The organism is Selenomonas ruminantium subsp. lactilytica TAM6421 (assembly GCF_000284095.1).
Lineage (GTDB): Bacteria > Bacillota > Negativicutes > Selenomonadales > Selenomonadaceae > Selenomonas_A > Selenomonas_A lactilytica.
In genome coordinates this window covers 2,795,500-2,817,765 of sequence record NC_017068.1, presented here as the reverse complement: position 1 = coordinate 2,817,765, position 22,266 = coordinate 2,795,500, and the positions used below count along the sequence as shown (strand labels likewise).

Genomic DNA, 22,266 nt, shown 5'->3' with positions numbered 1-22,266 from the left:
TGGATAAGATTGGCTTGGATAAAGGATTTATATTTTTTAGGAGGGATTAGAGATGTCTGATTCTAAAGGCGGGTTGAGTCCGCTGATTCGTGGCCTGATGTGTGTGGCCATCGGAGCTATCATCTGGTTCATTCCGGCACCTGCCGGAGTTACGGCTCAGGCCTGGGGCCTGCTGGCTATCTTCATTGCCACGATCGCCGGTTTCATTCTCCAGCCGATGCCTATCGGTGCCATTGCCCTGATTGCGCTGACGCTGCTGCCGATTCTTGGGATAATGAAAACCGGTGAGGCCTTGGCAGGTTTTTCCAATACCATGATCTGGCTGATCGTATCGGCCTTCATGTTCGCGGAAGGCTTTATCAAGACTGGCCTGGGCAAGCGTATTTCCTATATGCTGCTGTCCAAGTTCGGCAGCAGCACCTTGCGGGTTGCTTATGTCATGAGCGCTGCCGACTTTGTCATCGCCCCGTTTACGCCGTCCAATACGGCCCGTGGCGGTGGTATCATCTTCCCGATTGTCCGCAGTATCACGGCGGCGGTTGGTTCTGATGCCGATAAGAAAACCAATGTGCGCACGGGTGCCTTCCTGATGTTCAGCGCCTATGCCGCAGTCATCACCTCTGCTTGTATCTTCCTGACGGGCGCTTCCAACAACGTGCTCTGCAACACGCTGGCCCAGCAGATCTTCGGCACCTCCATTGGCTGGGGTGAATGGTTTATGGCCTGCATCATCCCCGGTCTGATCCTGACCATAGCTACGCCGTATATCCTCTATAAACTCATCAATCCGGAACTCAAGAACACACCGGAAACCATGGAACTGGCTAAACGGGAACTTTCGGAAATGGGCCCCATGAGCACGAAAGAAATCATGTTGAGCTTCATCTTCGTGATTGCCTTGATTCTCTGGGCTACAGGTTCCTACCATGGCATTGACTCTGCCTTTGTGGCCTTGATGGGCCTTTCGGCAATGCTTCTGACGAGAATCCTCGACTGGTCTGATGTGGCACATCAGCATGCCGCCTGGGATGTATTGGTCTGGATGGGCGTGCTGGTCAATATGGCGGCCTTCCTGTCCAAGTTCGGCCTGATGAAATGGTTCGCTGATGTGATGGCCGCACAGTTTGCGGGCATGGAATGGCTGACCATGCTGGTGGTGCTGAGCATCATCTATACGCTGGCCCATTATCTGCTGGCCAGCAACTCGGCCCATATCATGGCCCTGTTCGCGGCTTTTGCCACGATCCTCGTGGCTGCCGGTGCTCCGGTATTGGGCGTGCTGATCCTGTTCGGCGCACTCTGCAACAGTGCTTCCTTCCTGACGCATTATGGCTGCGGCGTAACCCCGATTTTCTTCGGTGCCGGCTTTATGGGGCAGGGCGAATGGTGGAAGATCGGGTTCATCATCACCGTGCTGCATATCGTGGTTTGGATGGGCGTTGGCCTGCCGATCATGAAGATCATTGGAATGCTGTAAAATTTCGTGGACAAAATTTTAAAAATGTACTTGAATGTATTCTGTATACATGATACAATGGGAAACAAGTTAAGGGATTGGCGATAAACAATAAATAATGCGACAATCTTTGGCGGTTAAAATGTGATGTGTGTTATTTCGACGTAGGTTGGAAAGGAACGTGGATAAAAATGAGAACAGAGCATGATTTCCTTGGTGAACTGCAGGTACCGGATGATGTATATTATGGTGTACAGACCACCCGTGCAATGGAGAATTTCAAGATTACGGGACAGAAGGTTGACTCCGATTTTGTCCAGGCTTATGCCAAGGTAAAGAAGGCCACGATCATGGCGAATATGTCCACTGGCCGCATGCCGAAGGAAGTTGGCGAGCCGCTGATTCAGGCTGCTGACGAAATCATTGCGGGCAAGATGCTGGATCAGTTCCCCGTTGATCCCATTCAGGGCGGCGCCGGTACTTCCATGAACATGAATGTCAACGAAGTTCTCTGCAACCGTGCTTTGGAGATCATTGGCAAGCCGAAAGGCAGCTATGATATCATCAGCCCCAACAACCATGCCAATATGGCTCAGTCCACGAACGATACCTTCCCCACCAGCATCAAGGTCTGCCTGTCCTATAAGGGCAAGAAGCTGATTGCTGCCCTCGAAAGACTGGCCAAAGAGCTGGACAACAAGGGGGAGGAATTCAAGGATATCCTCAAGATGGGCCGTACCCATCTGCAGGATGCTGTACCCATCACCCTGGGGCAGGAAATGCAGTCCTATGCTTCCGCAGTGCGCCGCGGTGCTGACCGCATCAACCACGCCATCGATTCCATCCATGTGGTGAACATGGGCGGTACGGCTGTAGGTACAGGCCTCAATGCGGAACCGGAATACATCAAGAAGATTGCCGAAACTCTGTCGGAAGTTACCGGCGAGAAATATGTGACCGCTGACAACATCATCGATGCCACCAACAACACGGATGGTTTCTCCGATGTGTCCAGCGCCATGAAGACCACGGCCCTCGTGCTCATCAAGATGGCCAACGACTTCCGCCTCATGGCTTCCGGTCCCCGCTGCGGCCTCAACGAACTGAAGCTGCCCATGCGTCAGCCGGGTTCCTCCATCATGCCGGGCAAGGTCAATCCGGTTATCGCCGAAGTCCTCGACCAGGCCTGCTATCAGGTAGTGGCCAATGATATTGCCGTGTCCCTGGGCGTGGAGAACGGTCAGTTCGAACTCAACGTCATGGAGCCGGTCATCAGCTTCAACCTCTTCAATTCCATGAAGTTCCTGACCAATGCTGTGAATACCTTTGTGGACAAGCTGCTCCTTGACCTGCAGCCAAATGAGAAACAGTGCCAGGAATGGCTCGACAAGAGCGTAGGCATCGTCACGGCTATGCTGCCGCATATCGGCTATGAGAATTCCGCGATGATTGCCAAGGAAGCCTATAACACGGGCCGTCCGGTGCGCGAAGTCATCCTTGAGAAAGGCCTGATTTCCAAGGAGAAGATGGAGAAGATCCTGCAGCCGAGAGAAATGACGACTCCGGGTATTGCCGGCCAATAATCTGCCAGACCAATAACATTTCCATAAATAAAGTGCCTGCCTTCCGGGGCGGGCACTTTTATTTTATGGATATCGGTGTTAAAATATAAGGTATTGATTTGGAAGCAGAATTCCTGACGATAGGAGAATTTTAATGAATAAACAAAGGCTTGCGGGGCTGGTGACGGCGGCGCTTTTCCTGCCCCTGTTGGGCGGGACAGCCAGCGCAGAATATCACGCAGATTCCGATACAGGCATTAACGCATTGGATTACATTGAAAATCAGCACCGCAGCGAGCGAGAAAATCGACTGACGGAGGAGCAGAAGAAGCTGCTGGCGGATGCCAAGGCCATGGAAAAGAATCTGCGTCATCCTGTAGATCCAAAGAAGGCTGCGCCAGTGGCCTTTGAAGGCGAGGAGCTCACCTATGATGAGCGGGATGGCAGCTTTATTGCCAAGGGAAAAGTGGATATCCTGCAGATGGATGCCCATCGTTTCCAGGGGGAGGAAGTCACGGGCAATACCAAGAGCCAGGACGTGAATATCCCGGATAAGTCCCATATCCTGCAGATGACACCGGGACAGGTGCGTGTAACTTTGGATGGTTACAAGGCCCACTATAACTATGGCACCAAAACCGGTTCGCTGGAAGATGTAAAGGGCAAGGCGGGTTCTCATTATATTATCGGCAAACGCTTTGAATTCTATCCGGACCGGATTGTGGTTTATAATGGCACGGAGACAAAATGCGGAGCCAAGAAGCCGGACTATCATCTGGCGGCTGACAAAATCGTCTATTATCCCAATCAGAAGATTGTGATGGATCATGTGAAGTTCTATATCCGCGGTCAGGTGCTCTTTTCCCGCAAGCATTATGAAGCTGGTGTGGGAGAGGGAGCTGGCCAAAAGCATGTTTTCCCTCGAGTAGGCTACACTAGTGATGATGGAGCGTATCTCAAATGGGATCTGAGTTTTCCCTTGCGGAAGAATCTGGCAGCCAATGCCAATATCTTTGTCAATACAAAGGATAGCTGGCGCAGCAATTACGACCTGACTTGGCGGCATGGCGGCATGAAAACCGGCGTGACTTATGGTCATTTCGAAGATAGTAATGATAATTGGATCAAGAAAGAACCGTCGGCCTTCTGGAAGTATAACGACCATATCGATGGAACACATTTCACTTATGGCCTTAGTGCAGAGTATGGCCGTTGGTACGGCAATGGTGTGCATAGTAATCATGGTGAATACAGTGTTTCCCTGGGCTATGATCCTATCAAGTTCCATCGCTATACCCTGTATTTGCAAACAGGCTACGGCATCACCCGGGAATCTTATGATAATTCACGGGTATCTGGCATGCGTGGGGATGCGGTGTTGACCAAAGACTTCAACGATCGCTGGGCAGCCTATGCCGGCTATCATTACAATAAGAAAAATCAGGCCAATAGCCTCTTTGATTTCGATAATGACAATTACTCCAAGAAGCTGGAGGGTGGTTTCAGCTATCGTATTGATGATATCAACCGTCTGGCTGTGGGCACCCGTTATGATCTGGATCACAAGCGTTGGCGTAATATCGACTATTATTGGTATCATGACCTCCATTGTTCCCAGATTATCCTGCGCTACAAGTCCCGGGATAACAAGTGGAACATCCGCTGGCAGTTTACACCGTGGTGATAGAGCATGAAACAGGAATTAGAAAATATCATTGAGGAAATACAGGGCAAAAAAATTCTTGTCATTGGGGATATGGTGGCGGACATCTATCTGGATGGCCGCATTTCCCGCATTTCCCGGGAAGCGCCGGTGCTGGTGCTGCAGCAGGCCGGGGAGAAAGTTGTGGCTGGCGGGGCTGCCAATGTGGTCAACAATGTGGCTACATTGGGCGGCAATGTCTTTGCTGTGGGCCTGCTTGGGTTGGATAGCGCGGCCAAGGGGCTCAAAGAAGCGCTAGAAAAAAATGGTGCCCATACGGAGGGGCTGTTCTGTGACGAAAAGCGGCCCACCATTTCCAAAACCCGCGTGATCGCCGGGGGGCGGGCGACGGTAAGCCAGCAGATTGTGCGCATCGACAGGGAAAGCGATCAGCCTATGCAGAAAGCCCATGAAAGCCAGATCAGCCAGTATATCAAGGGACTTTTGCCCAAGATGGACGGTGTGGTTATCAGTGACTATGGTTCCGGTACGGTCACGGAAAAACTGCAGCAGCAGATTATCGCCTATTGCCGTGCCCATGATATTCCCAGTATCGTGGACAGCCGCTATGATATTCGTCGATTCAAGGATATTGGCTATGTAAAGCAGAATGATGCTGAGTTGGCTGCCGCTGTGGGCCGGGAACTGCCTGATGATGAGAGTATCTTTTCTGCCGGACAGGAACTGCTGGAAGCATTGAATGCTGATGGCGTATTGGTAACCCGGGGCGAAAGGGGCATGGTGCTGTTGGAACAGGATGGCGCCATCCATGATATTCCTGTGGCGGATAAAAGCGAAGTCTTCGATGTATCCGGTGCCGGTGATACCTGCGTCGCCACGGTGATTTTGGCTTTGGCGGCCGGTGTGGAGCCGGTGCGGGCTGCAGAACTCAGCAATATTGCCAGCGGCATTGCCGTGCGCAAGCTGGGAACGGCAACGGTTTCCGCTGAGGAACTGCGTCGGGCATTGCATTAAAGGAGTATATAATGTTAGTTGAACGCAAAGATATAGCCAAATTCTGTGAAATCCTGCGCAAGGGCGGCCAAAAAGTTGTCTTTACCAACGGCTGTTTTGATATCCTCCATGCCGGGCATGTAACTTATTTGGAAGCAGCCAAGGCTCAGGGAGATGTGCTGGTTTTGGGGCTGAATACTGATGAATCCGTACGCCGGCTTAAAGGGCCTGAGCGTCCCATCAATGGAGAAATGGATCGTGCTAAGGTGGTAGGAGCCCTGAAAGCGGTGGATTATGTGGTGTTCTTCGGGGAACAGACGGCTGAGGCGGTTATCGCCGAAGTCAGGCCCGATGTCTACGTCAAGGGCGGCGATTATACGCTGGACACTCTGCCAGAGGCGAAGATAGTGCAGAGTTATGGTGGTAAGGTGGCCTTTATCGATATGGTAGAGGGCCGTTCCACGACGAATATCATCAATAAGATAAAGAGTTAAGCATATGAAAAACTTTTTGATTGTTAAATTAAGTGCCATCGGGGATGTGATCCATGCATTGCCGACAGCTTATGCACTAAAGGAGAAATATCCTGATTGCCATATCACCTGGGTGGCTGAACCGGCCGCAGCAGAGATTCTTAAGATGGTGCCGCTGATCGATGAACTGATTATTTTCCACAAAAAGGAATTCCGTTCCCTGCGGGGCTTCTTGCGAAACTTCCCCAGTCTGAAGCGGCAGTTGAAGCGTCGCCGCTACGATGTATCCCTGGACTTGCAGGGGCTGTTCAAATCCGCTGCCATTACCTGGGTGGCGGGCGCAAAAGAGAAGATTGGCACCTGCTTTATGCGGGAAGGCAGTGAAAAGATCAGCCGGCCGATCGTAGGGGCCAATGCCCATAATCATGTAATCGAGCAGTATCTGGATGTGGCACGTTTCTTAGGCTGCCGTCCGGAAAAAATTGTCTTTCCCATCGAGGTGCCGGAACGGGAACAGGATATTGCCCGCAGGCTGCTGGCCCAGTGCGGTATGAATGCGGCCAATCCCTATGTGGCGCTGGTTATTGGTGCCAGTGCCCCCAATAAGCGCTGGACCTCGGAGGGCTATGCGAAACTTTCCGATTGGCTCTATGAGCAGAAACTGATTCCCGTGATGGTGGGCGGCGGCCCGGTGGAGGAACAATGGGCAAGGGAAATCGAATCCCTGACCGAAGTGCCGCCGGTCAATGTGGTGGGCCGAACCACCCTGCCTCAACTGGCAGCAGTGCTGCAGGGGGCGGAACTTACGGTCTGCGGCGATACTGGCCCCGGTCATTTGTCCCTGGCTTTGGGCACGAAGACCGTTATGCTGCTTGGCCCCACCAATATCCAGCGGACAGGACCCTATACACAGATGGAGAATGCCGTGACCATCAGCAGGGATTGTCGTTACTGCTGGAAACGCGTCTGCCCCAAGGGCCTTGACAAGGAGTGTATGGAAGATATTACCACGGAGATGGTTACGACAAAAATCAAGGAGATTTTATAAATGCGCTTAACTACCTACTGGCAAAATATCCAGCTGGATTTGCGGATGTTGCTGTTTTTCCTCGTTTTATTGGCTGTTTACCGGTTGCTTTTTATGTTCGGAATGGCGGAGTCCATGGGGCCGGCTGCTGACATGTCGGATATTTTGCAGGCCAATTTCACAGGCCTGCGCCTTTCGATGAAAGGTGCTGGTGGGATTGCCTTGCTGGGGTTCCTGCTGGCTACATTGCCAGCTCTGTTAAATCCGCGTCTGAATTGGGGGCGGGCAAGGCTGGTGGTAGGGGCTCTGGCGAATTTCCTGTTGACGGTTCTGTTTATTGCCCGGTTTCCGTACTATGAAGAGTTTCGTACGACCTATAGCATGCAGGTCTTTCAGGGCCTTCATGATGATAAGATTGCTCTGCTGGGGACAATGGTCAGCCAATATGGTCTGATTCAATGGCTGGCAGTGGCTGTTCTGGTGGCAGGCGTCCTGACGTTGGCCTTACGCTATATACTGTCTATTCCAGTTGTGGGAAGTATCCGGCCTGAGCATAAAGTGCAATCTGGCATCATTGCTTTCCTGCTGACATTCATCGTTATGTTTTTTTGTCGATGGGGCGGTGGATTTTCCTATGCTACCGGAGTAAACTGGGAACATTGCGCGATAACGCGGGATGATTTCCTCAATGAATGTATTTTGGATGATATACAGGGATTGTATCGGGCTGTGCAGATGGAGAGACGCATGCAAGCCGGCGATATATATGGTGTAGATAAGGATTTTGCTTACAGTCTGACGGCAGATGAGGCGGACAGACTGTTGACACATAAGGCTGCGGGAGCCCAAATTTTCAAGCCCAGACATATTTTCATCGTGTTGGAAGAGACCGGCATGCAATGGCCGCTTTTGCCCAAGTATGAAAAAATGCATCTGGCCGATGGCCTTAAGAGCCTGATAAATTCTGAACAAGGTTACTATACCCGCAATTTCATGCCTAATGGTGAATTTACTTCTGTGGCCATAACCGGTCTGATTACTGGTTTGCCGGATGTGAATATCCGCGTGAATTATCAGCCGCGCACCTATCATGGTCTTTATGCCACGGCTATGGCTAAGCCGTTTCATGAGCTTGGCTATCAAGTGGACTTTTGGTATGGGGGGGCTCCCTCCTGGGATGATATAAGCCGTTTGGCATTAGCTCAAGGTTTTGATCAATTTTATGGTTATCCGCAGTTAGGCGCTCCTAAGACAACGCCTTGGGGAACGGACGATGAGTATTTGTTTGCGTCGCTGTTTCGCCATCTGGACGATGAGGAGCCCACAGTACATGTAGTTATGACTACGACCAATCATCCGCCTTATAATCTCGATTTGCATAAGGAAGGCTTCGATGTGGAGGCGATGGAAAAGCTGGTTAGAGAACTTATTCCTGAGGAAGCCAAACCAGCTGATCTGGCGCGGGAGTTGGGCCATTACTGGTATATGGACAAGGTGGTCACGAATTTTGTCCAAAAGGTGCAGGAGCGTTATCCTGACAGTCTCTTTGTCATAACAGGCGACCATGCTGTGCGTTCTAATCCAGGGCCGCAACCCTCGTTGTTTGAATATCAGTCTGTGCCGCTGGTGCTGTATGGTCGGGGGATAAATAAAGATATCCTGCCTGCAGATGCCGTGGGTGGGTGTACGGGCATTGTCCCGACGATACTCGAGCTGATTGCACCACAGGGATTTGTTTATAAGTCGGTGGCACCTCCTTTGGGAGAGTGGCCGGCAGCTTTTAATCGCAATACATTTTTGACGGATAAGGTAATAGGGCGTATCGAAGATGGAAAAACAGAGCTGCTGCCTGGGGGAGGGCCGGCAGATTTTGCTGCTGAACGGGAGAAGATGCAACCTTTTCTGAGAAAAATGCGTACGTTGGCTTGGTGGCAGATCATGGTGGATCAGAAAGAGGTGAAATAGTATTGTATCATAATATCCTGATAATCAATATGATGCAGATTGGCGACTTGATGCTGACCACGCCCGTACTGCAGGCTTTGCGCCGGGCCTATCCGACGGCACGTCTTACTCTGCTGGCTGACAGCCGCTGGCAGGATCTGGTGGAGTGCAACCCCCATCTGGATGCGTGTCTGTTTATGGATAAAAAGGGTACGGATAAAAGTCTTTTGGCGGTCTTGCGTTTTATTCGCAGGGTGCGGGCGGCCCGTTATGATCTGGTCATCAATCTGCATCGCAATGAACGCTCCTCGGCCATTGCTGCGCTGAGCGGGGCCAAGAAGATTATCGGTTACAGCAAGCCATTGTTTGCATCAGGCTTTACCCAGGTCATGAAAAATCCTTCCCTGGCCCGGCGGGCGGGGAAGCGGCGGATTCCCGGCACCCAGCATCAGGTTCATTCGCATATGGATGTGCTGCGTCAGGGGCTGGGCATCGAACCTTATGATGGCGGTCTGGAAATGGTGCTCAGTGAGGAAAATGTGCAACTGGCGGATAAACTTTGGCAGGAGCATTTTGCTCCGGAAGATAAGGTCGTTGCCTTTAATATCGGTGCCAGCTGGACGACGAAGCGCTGGCTGGACAGTTATTTTGCCCAATGTGCCGATCAGTTGCTGGAAAAGGGCTATAAAATCGCTTTTTTCGGCGGCCCCATGGATCTGGCTATTGTGGAAAAATGCCGCGGACAGATGGAACAGAAAGACAGTCCCAATTTGCATGTATTTACCGGTCAGGTCAGTCTGGCTGTCTTAGCCGGTCTTTTGCGCAGGTGCTCTCTGTTGCTCACGACGGATTCCGGCCCTATGCATATTGGCGTGGCCATGAATGTGCCGGTGGTTACCATGTTTGGGGCTTCGCCGGTGCCAGGCTTTTATCCCTATGATGGACGTTCGGTGCTCATCAAGACACCGGAGCCCTGCCATCCCTGCGGCATCCATGAATGCCCCAAGGGGCATGGTGACAGGCCAGCTTGTATGGTCAATATTCCCGTGGCGGCAGTCATGCATTATGTATGGGCGCTGCTGGAAGAATTCCAAGGGCTGCCTGCCTGCCAGCTGCCGGATCATCCGGGAGACTATCAGTGCCGGGTGGTGGAACTAACCAAAGGAGATTTATAACGGATGGATAAGCAGATCATGTATGACTTTATCGCCGGTAATGCGGCGAAATGCCGCCTGCTGGTGGTAGGGGATGTCATGCTGGATAAATATTATTACGGTGAAGTCACCCGCATTTCCCCGGAAGCACCGGTGCCTGTCACGCGGGTGACCAGTCAGAAGGAAACCTTGGGCGGGGCTGCCAATGTGGCCCATAATCTGGCTCGGTTGGAATGCCAGATTGGCATTGCCGGCTTTGTGGGGGATGATTATCACTGCCAGAGCCTCACGGACAAGTTTACGGCCCGAGGCATCGATTACAAGGGGCTGATTACCACGGACCGGCCCACCACTACGAAACTCAGGGTTATCGGCGGCCATCAGCAGATGCTTCGTCTGGACTTTGAGGAAGCAGAGGATGTGGAGGGGGCCTTTGCAGACCGGCTCCATAATTTTGTGGCAGCCCGCCTCCAGGAAGGCGTGGATGCGGTCATTATCTCGGATTATGGCAAAGGCGCCTGCACAGAGGCAACCTGTCAGATGATCATCAAGGCCGCCAATGCCCAGAAGGTGCCGGTATTGGTTGACCCCAAGGGCACGGATTGGGAAAAATATCGGGGAGCAGATTATATTACCCCGAATTTCAAGGAATTAAGTGCGGTTTTGCCCACTAAAATAAAAAATCAAGATGAGGACATTGAAAAGGCGGCCCGCTTCGTGATGGACAAGTTCGGCATCAAACAGGTGCTGGCTACCCGCTCGGAACATGGCATGTCTCTGGTTATGAAGGATGGTGTTATCCATATACCCACCAAGGCACAGGAAGTCTTTGATGTGTCCGGTGCCGGGGATACGGTTATTGGGGTGTTTGCCTTGGGGCTGGCCGGAGGACTTGAACCGGAGGTCAGCGCCTATATGTCCAATATGGCAGCCAGTGTAGTGGTGGCCAAGCTGGGCACTTATGCTGTAAGCAAAGAAGAACTATTAGAAGTTTTGAAATAAGGAGGATGTTTTCATGATTATTGTTACTGGTGGTGCCGGGTTTATCGGCAGTAATATTGTCAAGGAACTCAATCGTCGCGGCCGTACGGATATTCTGGTGGTAGATGATCTGAAGGACGGGCAGAATTACAAAAATCTGCGCGGGCTTAAGTTCATTGATTACCAGCATAAGGATGATTTCCTGCAGAGCATTGAAAACGATGATTTCGATGGCACGGATATCGATGCGGTGTTCCATGAGGGCGCTTGCTCTGATACCATGGAATACGATGTGAACTATATGATGCGCGTGAACTACGAGTATTCCAAGTCCCTGTTGCACTTCTGCCTGCAGCACCGCATTCCCTTCCTCTATGCTTCCTCTGCTTCCACCTATGGCAGCGGCAAGAACGGTTTCCGCGAGGGTGATGAATGTGAGGATGCATTGAATCCTTATGCCTTCTCCAAGCTGGCCTTTGACCGCTATGTGCGTCAGGTGATGCCGGAAGCCCGCAGCCAGATCGTAGGGCTGAAGTATTTCAACGTCTATGGCCCGCAGGAACATCATAAGGGCAAGATGGCGTCTATCTTCTATCAGCTTTACAATCAGGTCAACGAAACGGGCAAGGTTCGCCTGTTCAAGGGCTGGGGCGATATTAACGGCACGCCGGTCAAAGACGGTGAGCAGCGTCGTGACTTCGTCTATGTCAAAGACGTGGTCAATGTGAACCTCTGGTTCTGGGAAAACAAGGGCAAGAGCGGCATCTACAACTGCGGCACGGGCCAGGCTCATACCTATAATGAAGTGGCGGAAGCAGTCATCGAGGCCATGGGCAAGGGTGAAATTGCCTATCGTGACTTCCCGGAAGTCCTCAAGGGCAAATATCAGAATTACACCGAAGCTGATCCGACCAATCTGCTGGCTGCCGGTTATGACGAGGGCTTCCATGAAATGAAGGCAGCGGTCAAAGAATATGTGGAATTCCTCAACAAAGGTGGTTATTTTGACTACAACGAGTAATAAGGCAGTCTTCTTTGACCGGGATGGCACATTGAATGTGGACATCGACTACCTGCATCGTCCGGAGGATTTTATCTGGATTGAAGGGGCCAAAGAAGCCATCAAATATGTCAATGACAAAGGCTATCTGGCAATTCTCGTCACCAACCAGAGCGGCGTGGCCAGAGGCTATTATCCGGAAGATGATGTCATCAACGTCTACAACTGGATGAATGAGGAATTGAGTAAAATCGGAGCGCACCTGGATGCGCTCTTTTACTGCCCTCATCATCCCACAGGCAAGGTTCTGCAATATGCAAAAGAATGTACTTGTCGCAAACCTGCGGCAGGAATGGTAGATGAAGCCTGCGCAAAGTTCCATATTGACCGGTCGAAATCCTTTCTGATCGGTGATGGTGACAGGGATATGGAATGTGCCCGGCGGGCGGGGATAACAGGAATCCATTATCAGACTGGAAATTTACTGGAATGTATAAAGGATTTTTGTTGATGTAAAGAGGTGGTTATGCCATTGTTTGCAAAATTTTTTGAGGGAATACAATGTGATCTGCTGTTAGTGATGTTAGCGGCATTGGTTTGTGCATTGTTCAGAGCAGTGTTTATCTGGAGGTTTGCTCCGGACGAATCTCGTCATGATTGGCGGCGTATTCGGGGCTGCTTCAACTATGGATTTTGGTGGGGCCTGGATTTCAATGCCTATGTTTTTTTGATTTCGATGGTATTGGTATCTATTCCCGCCAGTTTTTTTCCTGCGTATTATGAAATAGCGAATGATATACGTGCGGTAGGACTTGTCATTTATCTGCTGATAATATATCTTGCTTCCTGGGGGAATATGATATTTTATTATCATTTCCATGATGTTTATAATGCTACTGTGCGTTTGGGGCGTAACGCGGATAAGAACAACTTAGCGGATATTTTCTTTAATCAGAATAATGGCGGTTGGATTATGGCGGGGATCATTCCGTATGGGCTGGTGATGTATTATAGTGCTCAGGCTGCATGTTGGTTGCCAAAAGTTCCATATCCTGTTTTGTTTGCTGATTCCTGGCTGCAATATGGGGTGAATTCTGTCGTCTTTGTTTTGGCCGTAATGACGTTCTATTGGCTTCGGTATGGTGGTACATTGGACCATCGCAAGAAACCGGAATGGGATGAGGTTCCTGTCTATGTAAAGCAGGATGAATTTTTAGGCAAAATGTCCATGGATGCATTAATTGCCTTGGAAATTGCCTTCCATAATAAACTCAGCGATGCGCTGCGGCATACAGAAGCAGAATCCAGAGAAATTATGACGAAGGTTTTTCCGGCAGGGCTTGACTGGCAAAGACCATGGTCAAAATTTGTACGTCGGGCTGGTGGGGCAAAGATCACCAAACCACGCAAAATTTTTCTGCTTTTTGCTGAGAGCCATGGTCAGGCGCCTTTTGATTCTTTGTATGATAAGCTGAATCTGATGGAGGCCAGCAAGAAGTTTCGGCAGAATCCACATACCTTGGCCATCAATAATTTCCTTCCTGGTGGGATGGTTTCTGCACCCTCTTTGGCAAGTATATTGTCAGGAATCTATGATGCTGACTTGGAATTGAATGAAAGCAGGGCTTTTTGGCAGGGGACAACGCCTTTGTCGATGGCAGTTCAATTAAAGAAATTAGGTTATCATACGGCTTTTTGGTATGGTGGCAGTCTTAATTGGGGCAGTTTGGATCATTTTATTCCGACTACAGGCTTTGATGAATATCATGGGGGGCCGGATATCTGTGAGCCCGGGGCACCGCGTACATGGCTGGGAATTTATGACCATTTATTTTTAAAAGCAGCTGCGGAAAACATTGAGCAGGCAAAAAAAGACCGCTACGAATTCCATTTTCTTTATACCACATCCAATCATGGGCCGTATAATATGCCTTATGATGAATATGGGGCTGATTTGGATCAGATCATGCCTGATGTATCGGATGACATGAAAAAAGATAAGAAAACGCGGCGCAAGATGCAGGGAATCTGGTATGCTGACCAGGCTTTATGCAAATTCGTTGAGCGTATGCAGGAAAAATATCCGGATGCCCTGTTTATTGTTACCGGTGACCATACTACAGGACTTATTCCTTATGAATATGGCGTCACAAAAAGGCACGCACCTTCTCTTAGGGAAAAGGTGCTAACCTCTTTTGCCATGTACCATAGAGAGCTGACACCTGATATGTTGGCAGGCAATACCATTGGTGGGCATTTGAACATTTTACCCACGCTTATGGAATTATTGGCACCGGCTGGACATGAATATTATTCCTTGTTTCCCTCGTTGACGGAAAAGATAGACCATGTAGTAACGCCGTATTGCTGGCTGACAGAGGATAGTATTGGGGACTATAGAAACAATACCAGTCAGTCCTTAGCTGTTTCGTCGCAAATGCTGCCAATAGAACATGAAGCTTTATTTGTGGCCGAACGGGATGCATACAGTGAATTCAGCGGTTATTTTATCAAGCATCCAGAATTACTGATTAACAAACAGGAAAAAAACATTGTCTTGACGAACTAAGCAATTATAGAGCAAATTTTCAATACAAAGTGAAGAGGTGAGTTCTGTGACCTTGTTGTTTTTCGCTATACTGCCCATCCTGTGGCTGATTGTGGCACTATCTGGTTTGAAAATGGCGGCCTGGAAGGCCTGCCCCGTGGCTCTGTTGTTGTCGTTGTTTGCCAGTGTGATTTACTTCGGGATGCCCTTTGATTATATGGCCAGTGCGGTTTTAGAAGGCACGGCTTTGGCCTGTTGGCCTATTCTGCTGATTATTACGGCTACGATTTACACGTACCATCTGTCTGTCCATACCGGCGGCATGGAGATCATCAAGGCCATGCTGAATTCCGTCAGCAGTGACTATCGGGTGCTGATCCTCCTGATTGCCTTCGGTTTTGGCGGCTTTCTGGAGGGCATGGCGGGCTTTGGCACCGCTGTGGCCATTCCTGCCAGTATGCTGGCTGGCATGGGCATCAATCCGGTCAGTGCTGTAGCTGTGTGCCTGGTGGCAAATTTCGTGCCTTCGGCCTATGGTTCTATAGGTATTCCATTAGTCACCCTTTCGGGGATTATGGGCACGGATTCGGCTCAGCTGGCCACTTATGTGGCTTTGCAAATCTGCATTCTGGGACTGTTCTGTCCTTTTCTGATGGTGGCCATCGCCGGTGGCGGCTTGCAGGCCATCAAGGGCATGGTGTCGGTATGCGCGGCTGCAGGTGTCAGCTATGTGCTGGCCCAGTTGGGGGTATCCTATTTCCTTGGGCCGGAACTTGCCGGGGTGGCAGGTGCCATTTGTACTATGGGGGCCATTATCGGTGCGGTGCGTCTCTTTTCCGTGGAGAATGAGGCTTATGTGCTGCAGCGGGCGGAAATGCCGCCAGTGACTAAAAAGCAGGCCATTCTTGCCTGGCTGCCCTTTGTACTGATTTTTGTTTTGTTGTTGCTGACCAGCAAGCTGGTGCCCACGATTTACGATTCTATTTCCCAGATTCGTACCTCGGTGCTTATTTACAAAGGTGAAGGAGGCAGTCCCTATACCTTCCATTGGATTGCCACGCCGGGCATGGTGATTTTCTTTGCCACCTTTGTCAGCGGACTGATCAAGAAAACCTCTGTGGCGGATATGGTGCAGGTACTGGGGAAAACGGTGCTCAGCCTGAGGCCTACCTTCATTACGATTATTTCCATTATCGCCACGGCCAAGGTTATGGGCTATAGCGGTATGACCACTACCATTGCCGATAACACCGTGGCCGCCACTGGTTTGATGTATCCTGCCATTGCGGCCTTTATCGGCTCGGTGGGCGGTTTCATTACCGGTTCGGCTACATCGACATGTATCCTCTTGGGCAAACTCCAGATGGATGCGGCTGTGGCCATCGGTGCACCTCAGGATGCACAAATTTGGATTGCCGCCGCTAATGCCACTGGTGCCTGTGCAGGCAAGCTTATCGCCCCTCAGAGCATTGCCATCGGCGTAGCCGCTATCGGCGTGGCTGGCCGTGGCAGTGAAAGCCGCCTGTTGGCCCTGTCCATGAAAGTCTACCTGCCTTTCATCATTCTGCTGGGCCTGCTGGTATACTTTGGCGGCGCCCTGTTATAACTTGATAAGTGAATAAAACACCTTGATCCTTTTTCTAAAAAGCTTGCTTTGGTTGTAACTATGTGATATCATATAGTCAAGGATAAGGCAAGAAATGTCGTAGAGCCACGACGTTATAAAGAAAGCTCACTGAGAAGATGGGTCGTAGAGCCACGACCGGCACAAAAGAAAGCTCACTGAGAAGAACCCTCATTTGAGGGCTTTTCTTGTTTTTGGAAGTAATAATGAACAAGTTTGTATTTTTGTCAAAAGAATTTTACGCAAGACATAAAGAACAACAACATACAGAAATAGAGCAAAAACAGGACAGACCATATATCCAAGTATGCGTAGAGATCGATGGCGTACAGTACGCTATTCCTATGCGTTCACATATAAAACACAAATTTGTACTTTGGACAGATAAGAAGAATGGCTGTGGGCTAGATTTTTCTAAGGCTGTTGTTATCGAAAGCTCAAAAGACATAGATGATACAAAAACTCCGTATATTCTTGATAATGAGTTTGCCTCTCTGATAGGTAAAGAATATATCATTGAGACGAAGTTGCGTAAATACATTAAGAAATACAAAGAGGCGAAAAAGGACTTATCACTTGACAGAAACAGAAATCTTTGTAATTTTTCTACGCTACAATATTTTGAGGACTATATTTGACCGCTACATTGGCGGGCCTACCTGCCTTTCATCACCCCGCTGGGCCTGTTGGTATACTTTGGCGGCGCCCTGTTATAACTTGATAAGTGAATAAAACACCTTAATCCGCACGGAAAGTGCGGATTTTTTTTGTGGGATGTAGTATAATTAGATGTTAGTAAGTTTTTATGGCGATGGGAGTACGATAATCAGCAACTGGCTTCGAATCAAGGCGTAGGGGCTGAATAAGTCGTGGCAGTTGTGTTATATTTGCTTGATTTTCACGTAAAGTCCATAAAGCGCAGTTGATATTAGGAAAAGAGGTTAGTTGGCATGAAAATCGCAATTGCAGGTACAGGTTATGTGGGCCTGTCAAACGGGATCTTGCTGGCACAGCATAATGAGGTTGTGGCTTTGGATATTGTACCGGCAAAGGTGGAGATGCTGAATAGTGGAGTTTCTCCTATTGTGGATGAAGATATTTCGGATTTTCTGACACATAAGCAGTTGGATTTCCGTGCTACCATAGATGCGCATGAGGCGTTTGCAGATGCGGATTTTGTAATCATATCCACACCGACGAATTATGACCCGGAAAAAAATTTCTTTGATACGTCTTCCGTGGAAATGGTGATTGAGGAAGTTCTGGACATAAATCCCCAGGCAGTTATGGTAATTAAGTCTACAGTGCCGGTTGGGTATACGGAACGGATGAAAAAGCGGTATCAGACAGAGAATATCATTTTTTCACCGGAATTTTTGCGCGAGGGCAAGGCTCTTTATGATAATTTGCATCCATCCCGCATTATTGTGGGGGAATCCTCAGAGCGGGCTCGCACCTTTGCCCAGCTTTTGGCGGATGGTGCAGTGAAGACCGATATCCCTATTTTGTTTACAGGCTCCACTGAAGCAGAAGCAATCAAGCTCTTTGCCAATACCTATCTGGCTTTGCGCGTGGCTTATTTTAATGAGCTGGATTCCTACGCAGCCGCTCGGGGGCTGGATACAGGCGAGATTATCCGTGGAGTCAGCCTTGATCCACGGATTGGTGATTTTTATAATAATCCATCCTTTGGCTATGGCGGTTATTGCCTGCCCAAAGACACTAAGCAGCTTTTAGCAAACTATCAGGATGTGCCTCAGAATCTGATTGAGGCTGTGGTTGAGGCCAATCGTACCCGTAAGGATTTTATCGCAGATGCGATTATCGCGAAACAGCCGAAGGTGGTTGGAATTTACCGCCTGACGATGAAGACAGCTTCGGATAACTTCCGTGCCAGTGCCATCCAGGGCATCATGAAACGTATAAAGGCTAAGGGCATTCCCTGTATTGTTTATGAGCCGACCTTGAAAGAGGATAATTTCTTCCGGTCAGAAGTAGTGCGGGATCTGACGGAGTTCAAGGAACGTAGTGATGTAATTGTAGCCAATCGTTGGCATGATTCGTTGGCCGATGTCAAAGAAAAAGTTTTTACCAGAGATATTTTCAGCAGGGATTAAGGGAGCAAGTAAATTGGCTAGCTATAAAGAATTTGATAAAAGAAAAAAAGTTTTGATTACCGGAGGTGCTGGTTTTATTGGCTTTCACTTGTCTAAGAGGCTTTTGGAGGCCGGGGCAGAAATCATTGGCTTTGATAACTGCAATGATTATTATGACGTGTCTCTAAAGAAAAGTCGTCTGGCAATTTTGCGCACTTTTCCACGTTATAAATTCATCAAAGGTGATTTGGCTGATGAGGACGCAGTTAGGACGCTGTTCACGGATGAAAAGCCGGATATTGTAGTAAACTTAGGTGCCCAGGCAGGCGTACGTTATAGTATTGACCATCCCCGCAGCTATATCGACTCCAATGTAATTGGGTTCTTTAATATTCTGGAGGCTTGCCGCCATAACCCGGTGGAGCATTTGTTATTCGCATCCAGTTCTTCTGTGTATGGCAATCAGGAGAAAACACCTTTTAGCACCACGGATAATGTAGATCATCCCATCAGTCTCTATGCTGCAACGAAAAAGTCCAATGAATTGATGGCCTTTACTTATAGCCATCTTTATGATATTCCAGCTACGGGATTGCGTTTCTTTACTGTGTACGGCCCTTATGGGCGCCCGGATATGGCATACTTCAAATTTGCCAATCTTATCCGGGATGGCAAGGCTATCAAGATTTATAACAATGGTGATATGCTTCGTGATTTTACCTATGTGGATGATATTGTTACCGGCATTGAGCATATGTTGTGTAATCCGCCAAAGGCCGACGGTGCAGGCGATCGATACAAGGTATACAATATCGGTAACAATAGCCCGGTAAAACTCATGGATTTCATAGATACTTTGGAAAAGGCATTGGGAAAGACTGCGGAAAAAGAATACCTGCCTATGCAGCCCGGGGATGTTTACCAGACATATGCTGATGTAAGTGAATTAGAACGTGATTTTGACTTCCGTCCTGCTACTACTATTGCAGATGGACTGGAAAAATTTGCTGCTTGGTATAGGGGTTATTATGGTGTGTAAAATTATAGTAGTTGTTAGGAGTATAAATTATGGTGCGTAGAAAAATATATGATGGCTTTACATTTTATAAAGAGTTTGAGTTGTTGGAATGGCGTCTTAAAATGCTCTATGATATTGTCGATTACTTTATAATAGTAGAGTCAGATCGCACTTTTCAAAATAAACCTAAGCCTTTTTATTTCGCAGAAAATAAGGAGCGATTTTCGCAGTATGCGGATAAAATAAGGTATATTCAAGTAACAGATAAAATAGAGTGTAAGGATAATTGGTCAATTCAGATATTTCAGCGCAATTGTATTTCCCGTGGTTTGACAGATTGCCAACCAGATGACATCGTGATGATAGGGGATATTGATGAATTCCCAGATCCTGAAGTGCTGAAGAAAATTCAAGAAGATAAAGTGGATGTGCGTACTTGGCGTACGTTTGGGTATGTTGCAGAGCGTAGTGGGATTAATGGGGTATCCCGCAATTTACGTTGCTTTATTCGTTCGTTAATGATTGGAGCTGAACAAGATAGTATACAGAAATTTTTAGAGAAGAGTCCTGTAGTATCAGAGCAACGTATGTTTGAATTCTATGTGAATTACGAATGTGCATCTCATTGGTGTGGGACAATTATTACATTATATAAAAATATGCTTGAACCGCAGAGATTGCGAGATTTACGCAATAAATTACCGATGATAGAAAATGGTTGGCATTTTTCATCTATGGGTGGGGCTAAAGCTGTACTTAACAAAATCAAATCAATCTCAGGTGGTGTAAACAACCCTGTACTAAAATTACCTCCGAAGGAGCAGGAAGATTTTGTGAAAGAACAGTTGGCAGAAGGATTGATTTGGTGGCGAAATGAAAAACTTAATCGACATTCGATTGATACAATGAATGTTCCACAAATACAATGGCTGGCAGATCGATATGGGATTATGGTAGGCGAATATGAAAAAAGATTGGAGGAAAGTAAATGAATGTTTTGCACATAGTATCAGCAAAAGTATGGGGCGGTGGTGAAACAGCCGCTTTGTCAATGTGCAAAACACTAAAAAAAAATGGATATGGTGTTTATGTTGTAATAGATGGTAATGAAAAAGTATTGCGGCCAATGTTTGAACAGGTTGGCACTGTATGTTCTTTGAAGGTAAAGTGGATAAATCTATGGGGATTTATCAAGGGGTTGAGAAGTTTTATACAAAAGAATGATATACAAGTTGTACATACACATACAGGAAGAGTAATTCCATTAATAATACTGGCTATAATAGGGATGCCTGTAAAACTTATTGCATATAGACATAATGCGATAAGAAATAAAAAAGATATTATTCATAAGATTATTTACAAAAGGATAGATGCATTTATATGCGTGTCTAATCTGGTAAAAAAGTGTCAGGAACTGGATATGCCAGACTGGATGAAGCAAAAAACATATGTGGTTTATAATGGCGTAGAAAAAACTGATGCTCATGCCGTTATTCAGCGCAAGAAAGATGCGAATGACTTTGTTGTTGGTTATGCAGGGCGGATAGTTGAAAATAAAGGCTTGCTATATCTGATCGATGCGTTTATGCAGATGGCGGATCATGGAAGTGTGTTAAAAATTGCTGGTGATGATAATACAGAATACGCTCAAAAAATAAAAAGGTATCTTAGCGGAAAAAAATGTGACAATATAGAATGGCTGGGATATGTTAGCGATATGGACTCGTTTTATGACGATGTAGATGTGATGGTGTGTCCATCGATAGTTAGAGAGGCCTTTGGCTTGTCCATTTGTGAGGCGATGTATCATGGCAAACCAGTGATTGCTTCTAATAATGGTGCGCAGATAGAAATTATTGATGATAATGTAGATGGAATTCTGGTAAAGCCCGGTAGCGCAGATGAAATAGCAGAAAAATTACGACTGCTAAGAAGTGATAATATATTATGCAATGAGATGGGAAAGAAAGCTAAGAAAAAAATATATGATAACTTTACTATGAGTAAGTGGATGGCTAATATGAATATGATTTATACAAGAATAGTGGAAAGGGTATAGGATGCTGTCACTGTTAGTTTTTTTAGAATTACTGATCATTATAACAAAAAATGAATACAGTAGACAATTTAGAAATGAAATTAGTTGTAAAACAATGAAAAGAAATTATAAATGTATAATTATACTGTTGATTTTATGTGTAATTTTTGCTGGATTGACAGTAATGGTATCTATTAGTGAGATGAAGTCATATGGAGTTATACATATTTTAAAGTCACTCTTTGTGGGCTTGTTTATATTTTGTGCATATATTATATATGTGTATAATAATAGACTGGGAACTGCTAGAAATAGAAGATTATATTATGAAAGGGAGAAGAATCATTTTAAAAGATGGCGTACATATCAATTGAAACGTGAATTATCGATATATGAAGTCGATAATACTTTTTTGCCAATGCTATACGAAATAATTAAGTGGGCTATGAAGCTCTTTTTGGGGGCTATAACCTTGGTTTTTACTGCTACTGGCTTGGGATATGATACGTTGTTAAATCATATTTTTGATAGTTTATCAATAGGTGATGAATTATTAATATATCTATGTGGCGTGGTTTTGGAGATATTTATAATATTGTTTTTAGGATGGATAATTAATTTTTCGGGATTGCAAATTAGAAAAAGTGTAGTTAGTGACATATATGCGTTAAGAAATTGAAATTTAG

General features: G+C 47.4%; 19 protein-coding genes. All 19 read left to right on the top strand.

Translation table 11 applies throughout. The annotated features are described in order from the left end of the window. Positions 1 to 52 precede the first annotated feature (52 nt). On the top strand, positions 53 to 1,477 hold the full coding sequence (locus tag SELR_RS13595; protein ID WP_014425790.1) for a DASS family sodium-coupled anion symporter: 1,425 nt from the start codon (positions 53 to 55) through the stop codon (positions 1,475 to 1,477). Positions 1,478 to 1,647: 170 nt separating this feature from the next. Then, on the top strand, positions 1,648 to 3,039 hold the full coding sequence (locus tag SELR_RS13590) for an aspartate ammonia-lyase (protein WP_014425789.1): 1,392 nt from the start codon (positions 1,648 to 1,650) through the stop codon (positions 3,037 to 3,039). Positions 3,040 to 3,172: 133 nt separating this feature from the next. Next, positions 3,173 to 4,702 carry an LPS-assembly protein LptD gene (locus SELR_RS13585; RefSeq protein ID WP_014425788.1) on the top strand — a complete coding sequence of 510 codons (1,530 nt, stop codon included), beginning with the start codon at positions 3,173 to 3,175 and terminating at the stop codon, positions 4,700 to 4,702. A 6-nt stretch (positions 4,703 to 4,708) separates the two neighbouring features. Further along, a complete protein-coding gene (locus tag SELR_RS13580) occupies positions 4,709 to 5,695 on the top strand; it encodes a bifunctional heptose 7-phosphate kinase/heptose 1-phosphate adenyltransferase (protein ID WP_014425787.1) in 987 nt (328 codons plus the stop codon). A gap of 11 nt (positions 5,696 to 5,706) precedes the next feature. Then, on the top strand, positions 5,707 to 6,168 hold the full coding sequence (gene rfaE2, locus SELR_RS13575) for a D-glycero-beta-D-manno-heptose 1-phosphate adenylyltransferase (RefSeq protein WP_014425786.1): 462 nt from the start codon (positions 5,707 to 5,709) through the stop codon (positions 6,166 to 6,168). 4 nt (positions 6,169 to 6,172) lie between these two features. Then, positions 6,173 to 7,195, top strand: coding sequence for a glycosyltransferase family 9 protein (locus SELR_RS13570; RefSeq protein WP_014425785.1), 1,023 nt, complete (start codon positions 6,173 to 6,175; stop codon positions 7,193 to 7,195). After that, entirely contained in the window at positions 7,196 to 9,139 is a 1,944-nt protein-coding gene (locus SELR_RS13565; protein WP_014425784.1) for an LTA synthase family protein, read from the top strand. It abuts the gene before it with no gap. A 2-nt stretch (positions 9,140 to 9,141) separates the two neighbouring features. Further along, positions 9,142 to 10,293: a glycosyltransferase family 9 protein gene (locus SELR_RS13560; RefSeq protein WP_014425783.1), complete on the top strand. Its 1,152-nt coding sequence runs from the start codon at positions 9,142 to 9,144 to the stop codon at positions 10,291 to 10,293. 3 nt (positions 10,294 to 10,296) lie between these two features. Then, positions 10,297 to 11,274 carry a D-glycero-beta-D-manno-heptose-7-phosphate kinase gene (rfaE1, locus tag SELR_RS13555; protein WP_014425782.1) on the top strand — a complete coding sequence of 326 codons (978 nt, stop codon included), beginning with the start codon at positions 10,297 to 10,299 and terminating at the stop codon, positions 11,272 to 11,274. Between the two features lie 13 nt (positions 11,275 to 11,287). Next, complete coding sequence (rfaD, locus tag SELR_RS13550) at positions 11,288 to 12,274, top strand: ADP-glyceromanno-heptose 6-epimerase (RefSeq protein WP_014425781.1); 987 nt, start codon at positions 11,288 to 11,290, stop codon at positions 12,272 to 12,274. Further along, a complete protein-coding gene (locus SELR_RS13545; RefSeq protein WP_014425780.1) occupies positions 12,258 to 12,764 on the top strand; it encodes a D-glycero-alpha-D-manno-heptose-1,7-bisphosphate 7-phosphatase in 507 nt (168 codons plus the stop codon). The genes rfaD and SELR_RS13545 overlap by 17 nt, the downstream gene beginning before the upstream one ends. Before the next feature lie 21 nt (positions 12,765 to 12,785). Continuing rightward, positions 12,786 to 14,822, top strand: a complete 2,037-nt coding sequence (locus SELR_RS13540) for an LTA synthase family protein (RefSeq protein WP_014425779.1) — start codon at positions 12,786 to 12,788, stop codon at positions 14,820 to 14,822. A gap of 46 nt (positions 14,823 to 14,868) precedes the next feature. After that, on the top strand, positions 14,869 to 16,407 hold the full coding sequence (locus SELR_RS13535) for an L-lactate permease (RefSeq protein WP_014425778.1): 1,539 nt from the start codon (positions 14,869 to 14,871) through the stop codon (positions 16,405 to 16,407). Between the two features lie 224 nt (positions 16,408 to 16,631). After that, positions 16,632 to 17,063 carry a type III toxin-antitoxin system TenpIN family toxin gene (gene tenpIN / locus SELR_RS13530; RefSeq protein WP_014425777.1) on the top strand — a complete coding sequence of 144 codons (432 nt, stop codon included), beginning with the start codon at positions 16,632 to 16,634 and terminating at the stop codon, positions 17,061 to 17,063. A gap of 312 nt (positions 17,064 to 17,375) precedes the next feature. Further along, positions 17,376 to 18,542, top strand: a complete 1,167-nt coding sequence (locus SELR_RS13525; protein ID WP_014425776.1) for a nucleotide sugar dehydrogenase — start codon at positions 17,376 to 17,378, stop codon at positions 18,540 to 18,542. Beyond that, positions 18,496 to 19,560 carry an NAD-dependent epimerase gene (locus SELR_RS13520; RefSeq protein WP_080585480.1) on the top strand — a complete coding sequence of 355 codons (1,065 nt, stop codon included), beginning with the start codon at positions 18,496 to 18,498 and terminating at the stop codon, positions 19,558 to 19,560. The genes SELR_RS13525 and SELR_RS13520 overlap by 47 nt, the downstream gene beginning before the upstream one ends. Positions 19,561 to 19,589: 29 nt before the next feature. Continuing rightward, positions 19,590 to 20,531, top strand: a complete 942-nt coding sequence (locus SELR_RS13515) for a glycosyltransferase family 17 protein (protein WP_014425774.1) — start codon at positions 19,590 to 19,592, stop codon at positions 20,529 to 20,531. Further along, a complete protein-coding gene (locus SELR_RS13510; RefSeq protein ID WP_014425773.1) occupies positions 20,528 to 21,601 on the top strand; it encodes a glycosyltransferase family 4 protein in 1,074 nt (357 codons plus the stop codon). The genes SELR_RS13515 and SELR_RS13510 overlap by 4 nt, the downstream gene beginning before the upstream one ends. Before the next feature lie 163 nt (positions 21,602 to 21,764). Further along, entirely contained in the window at positions 21,765 to 22,259 is a 495-nt protein-coding gene (locus SELR_RS13505) for a hypothetical protein (RefSeq protein ID WP_158645820.1), read from the top strand. The last annotated feature ends 7 nt before the right edge of the window (positions 22,260 to 22,266 follow it).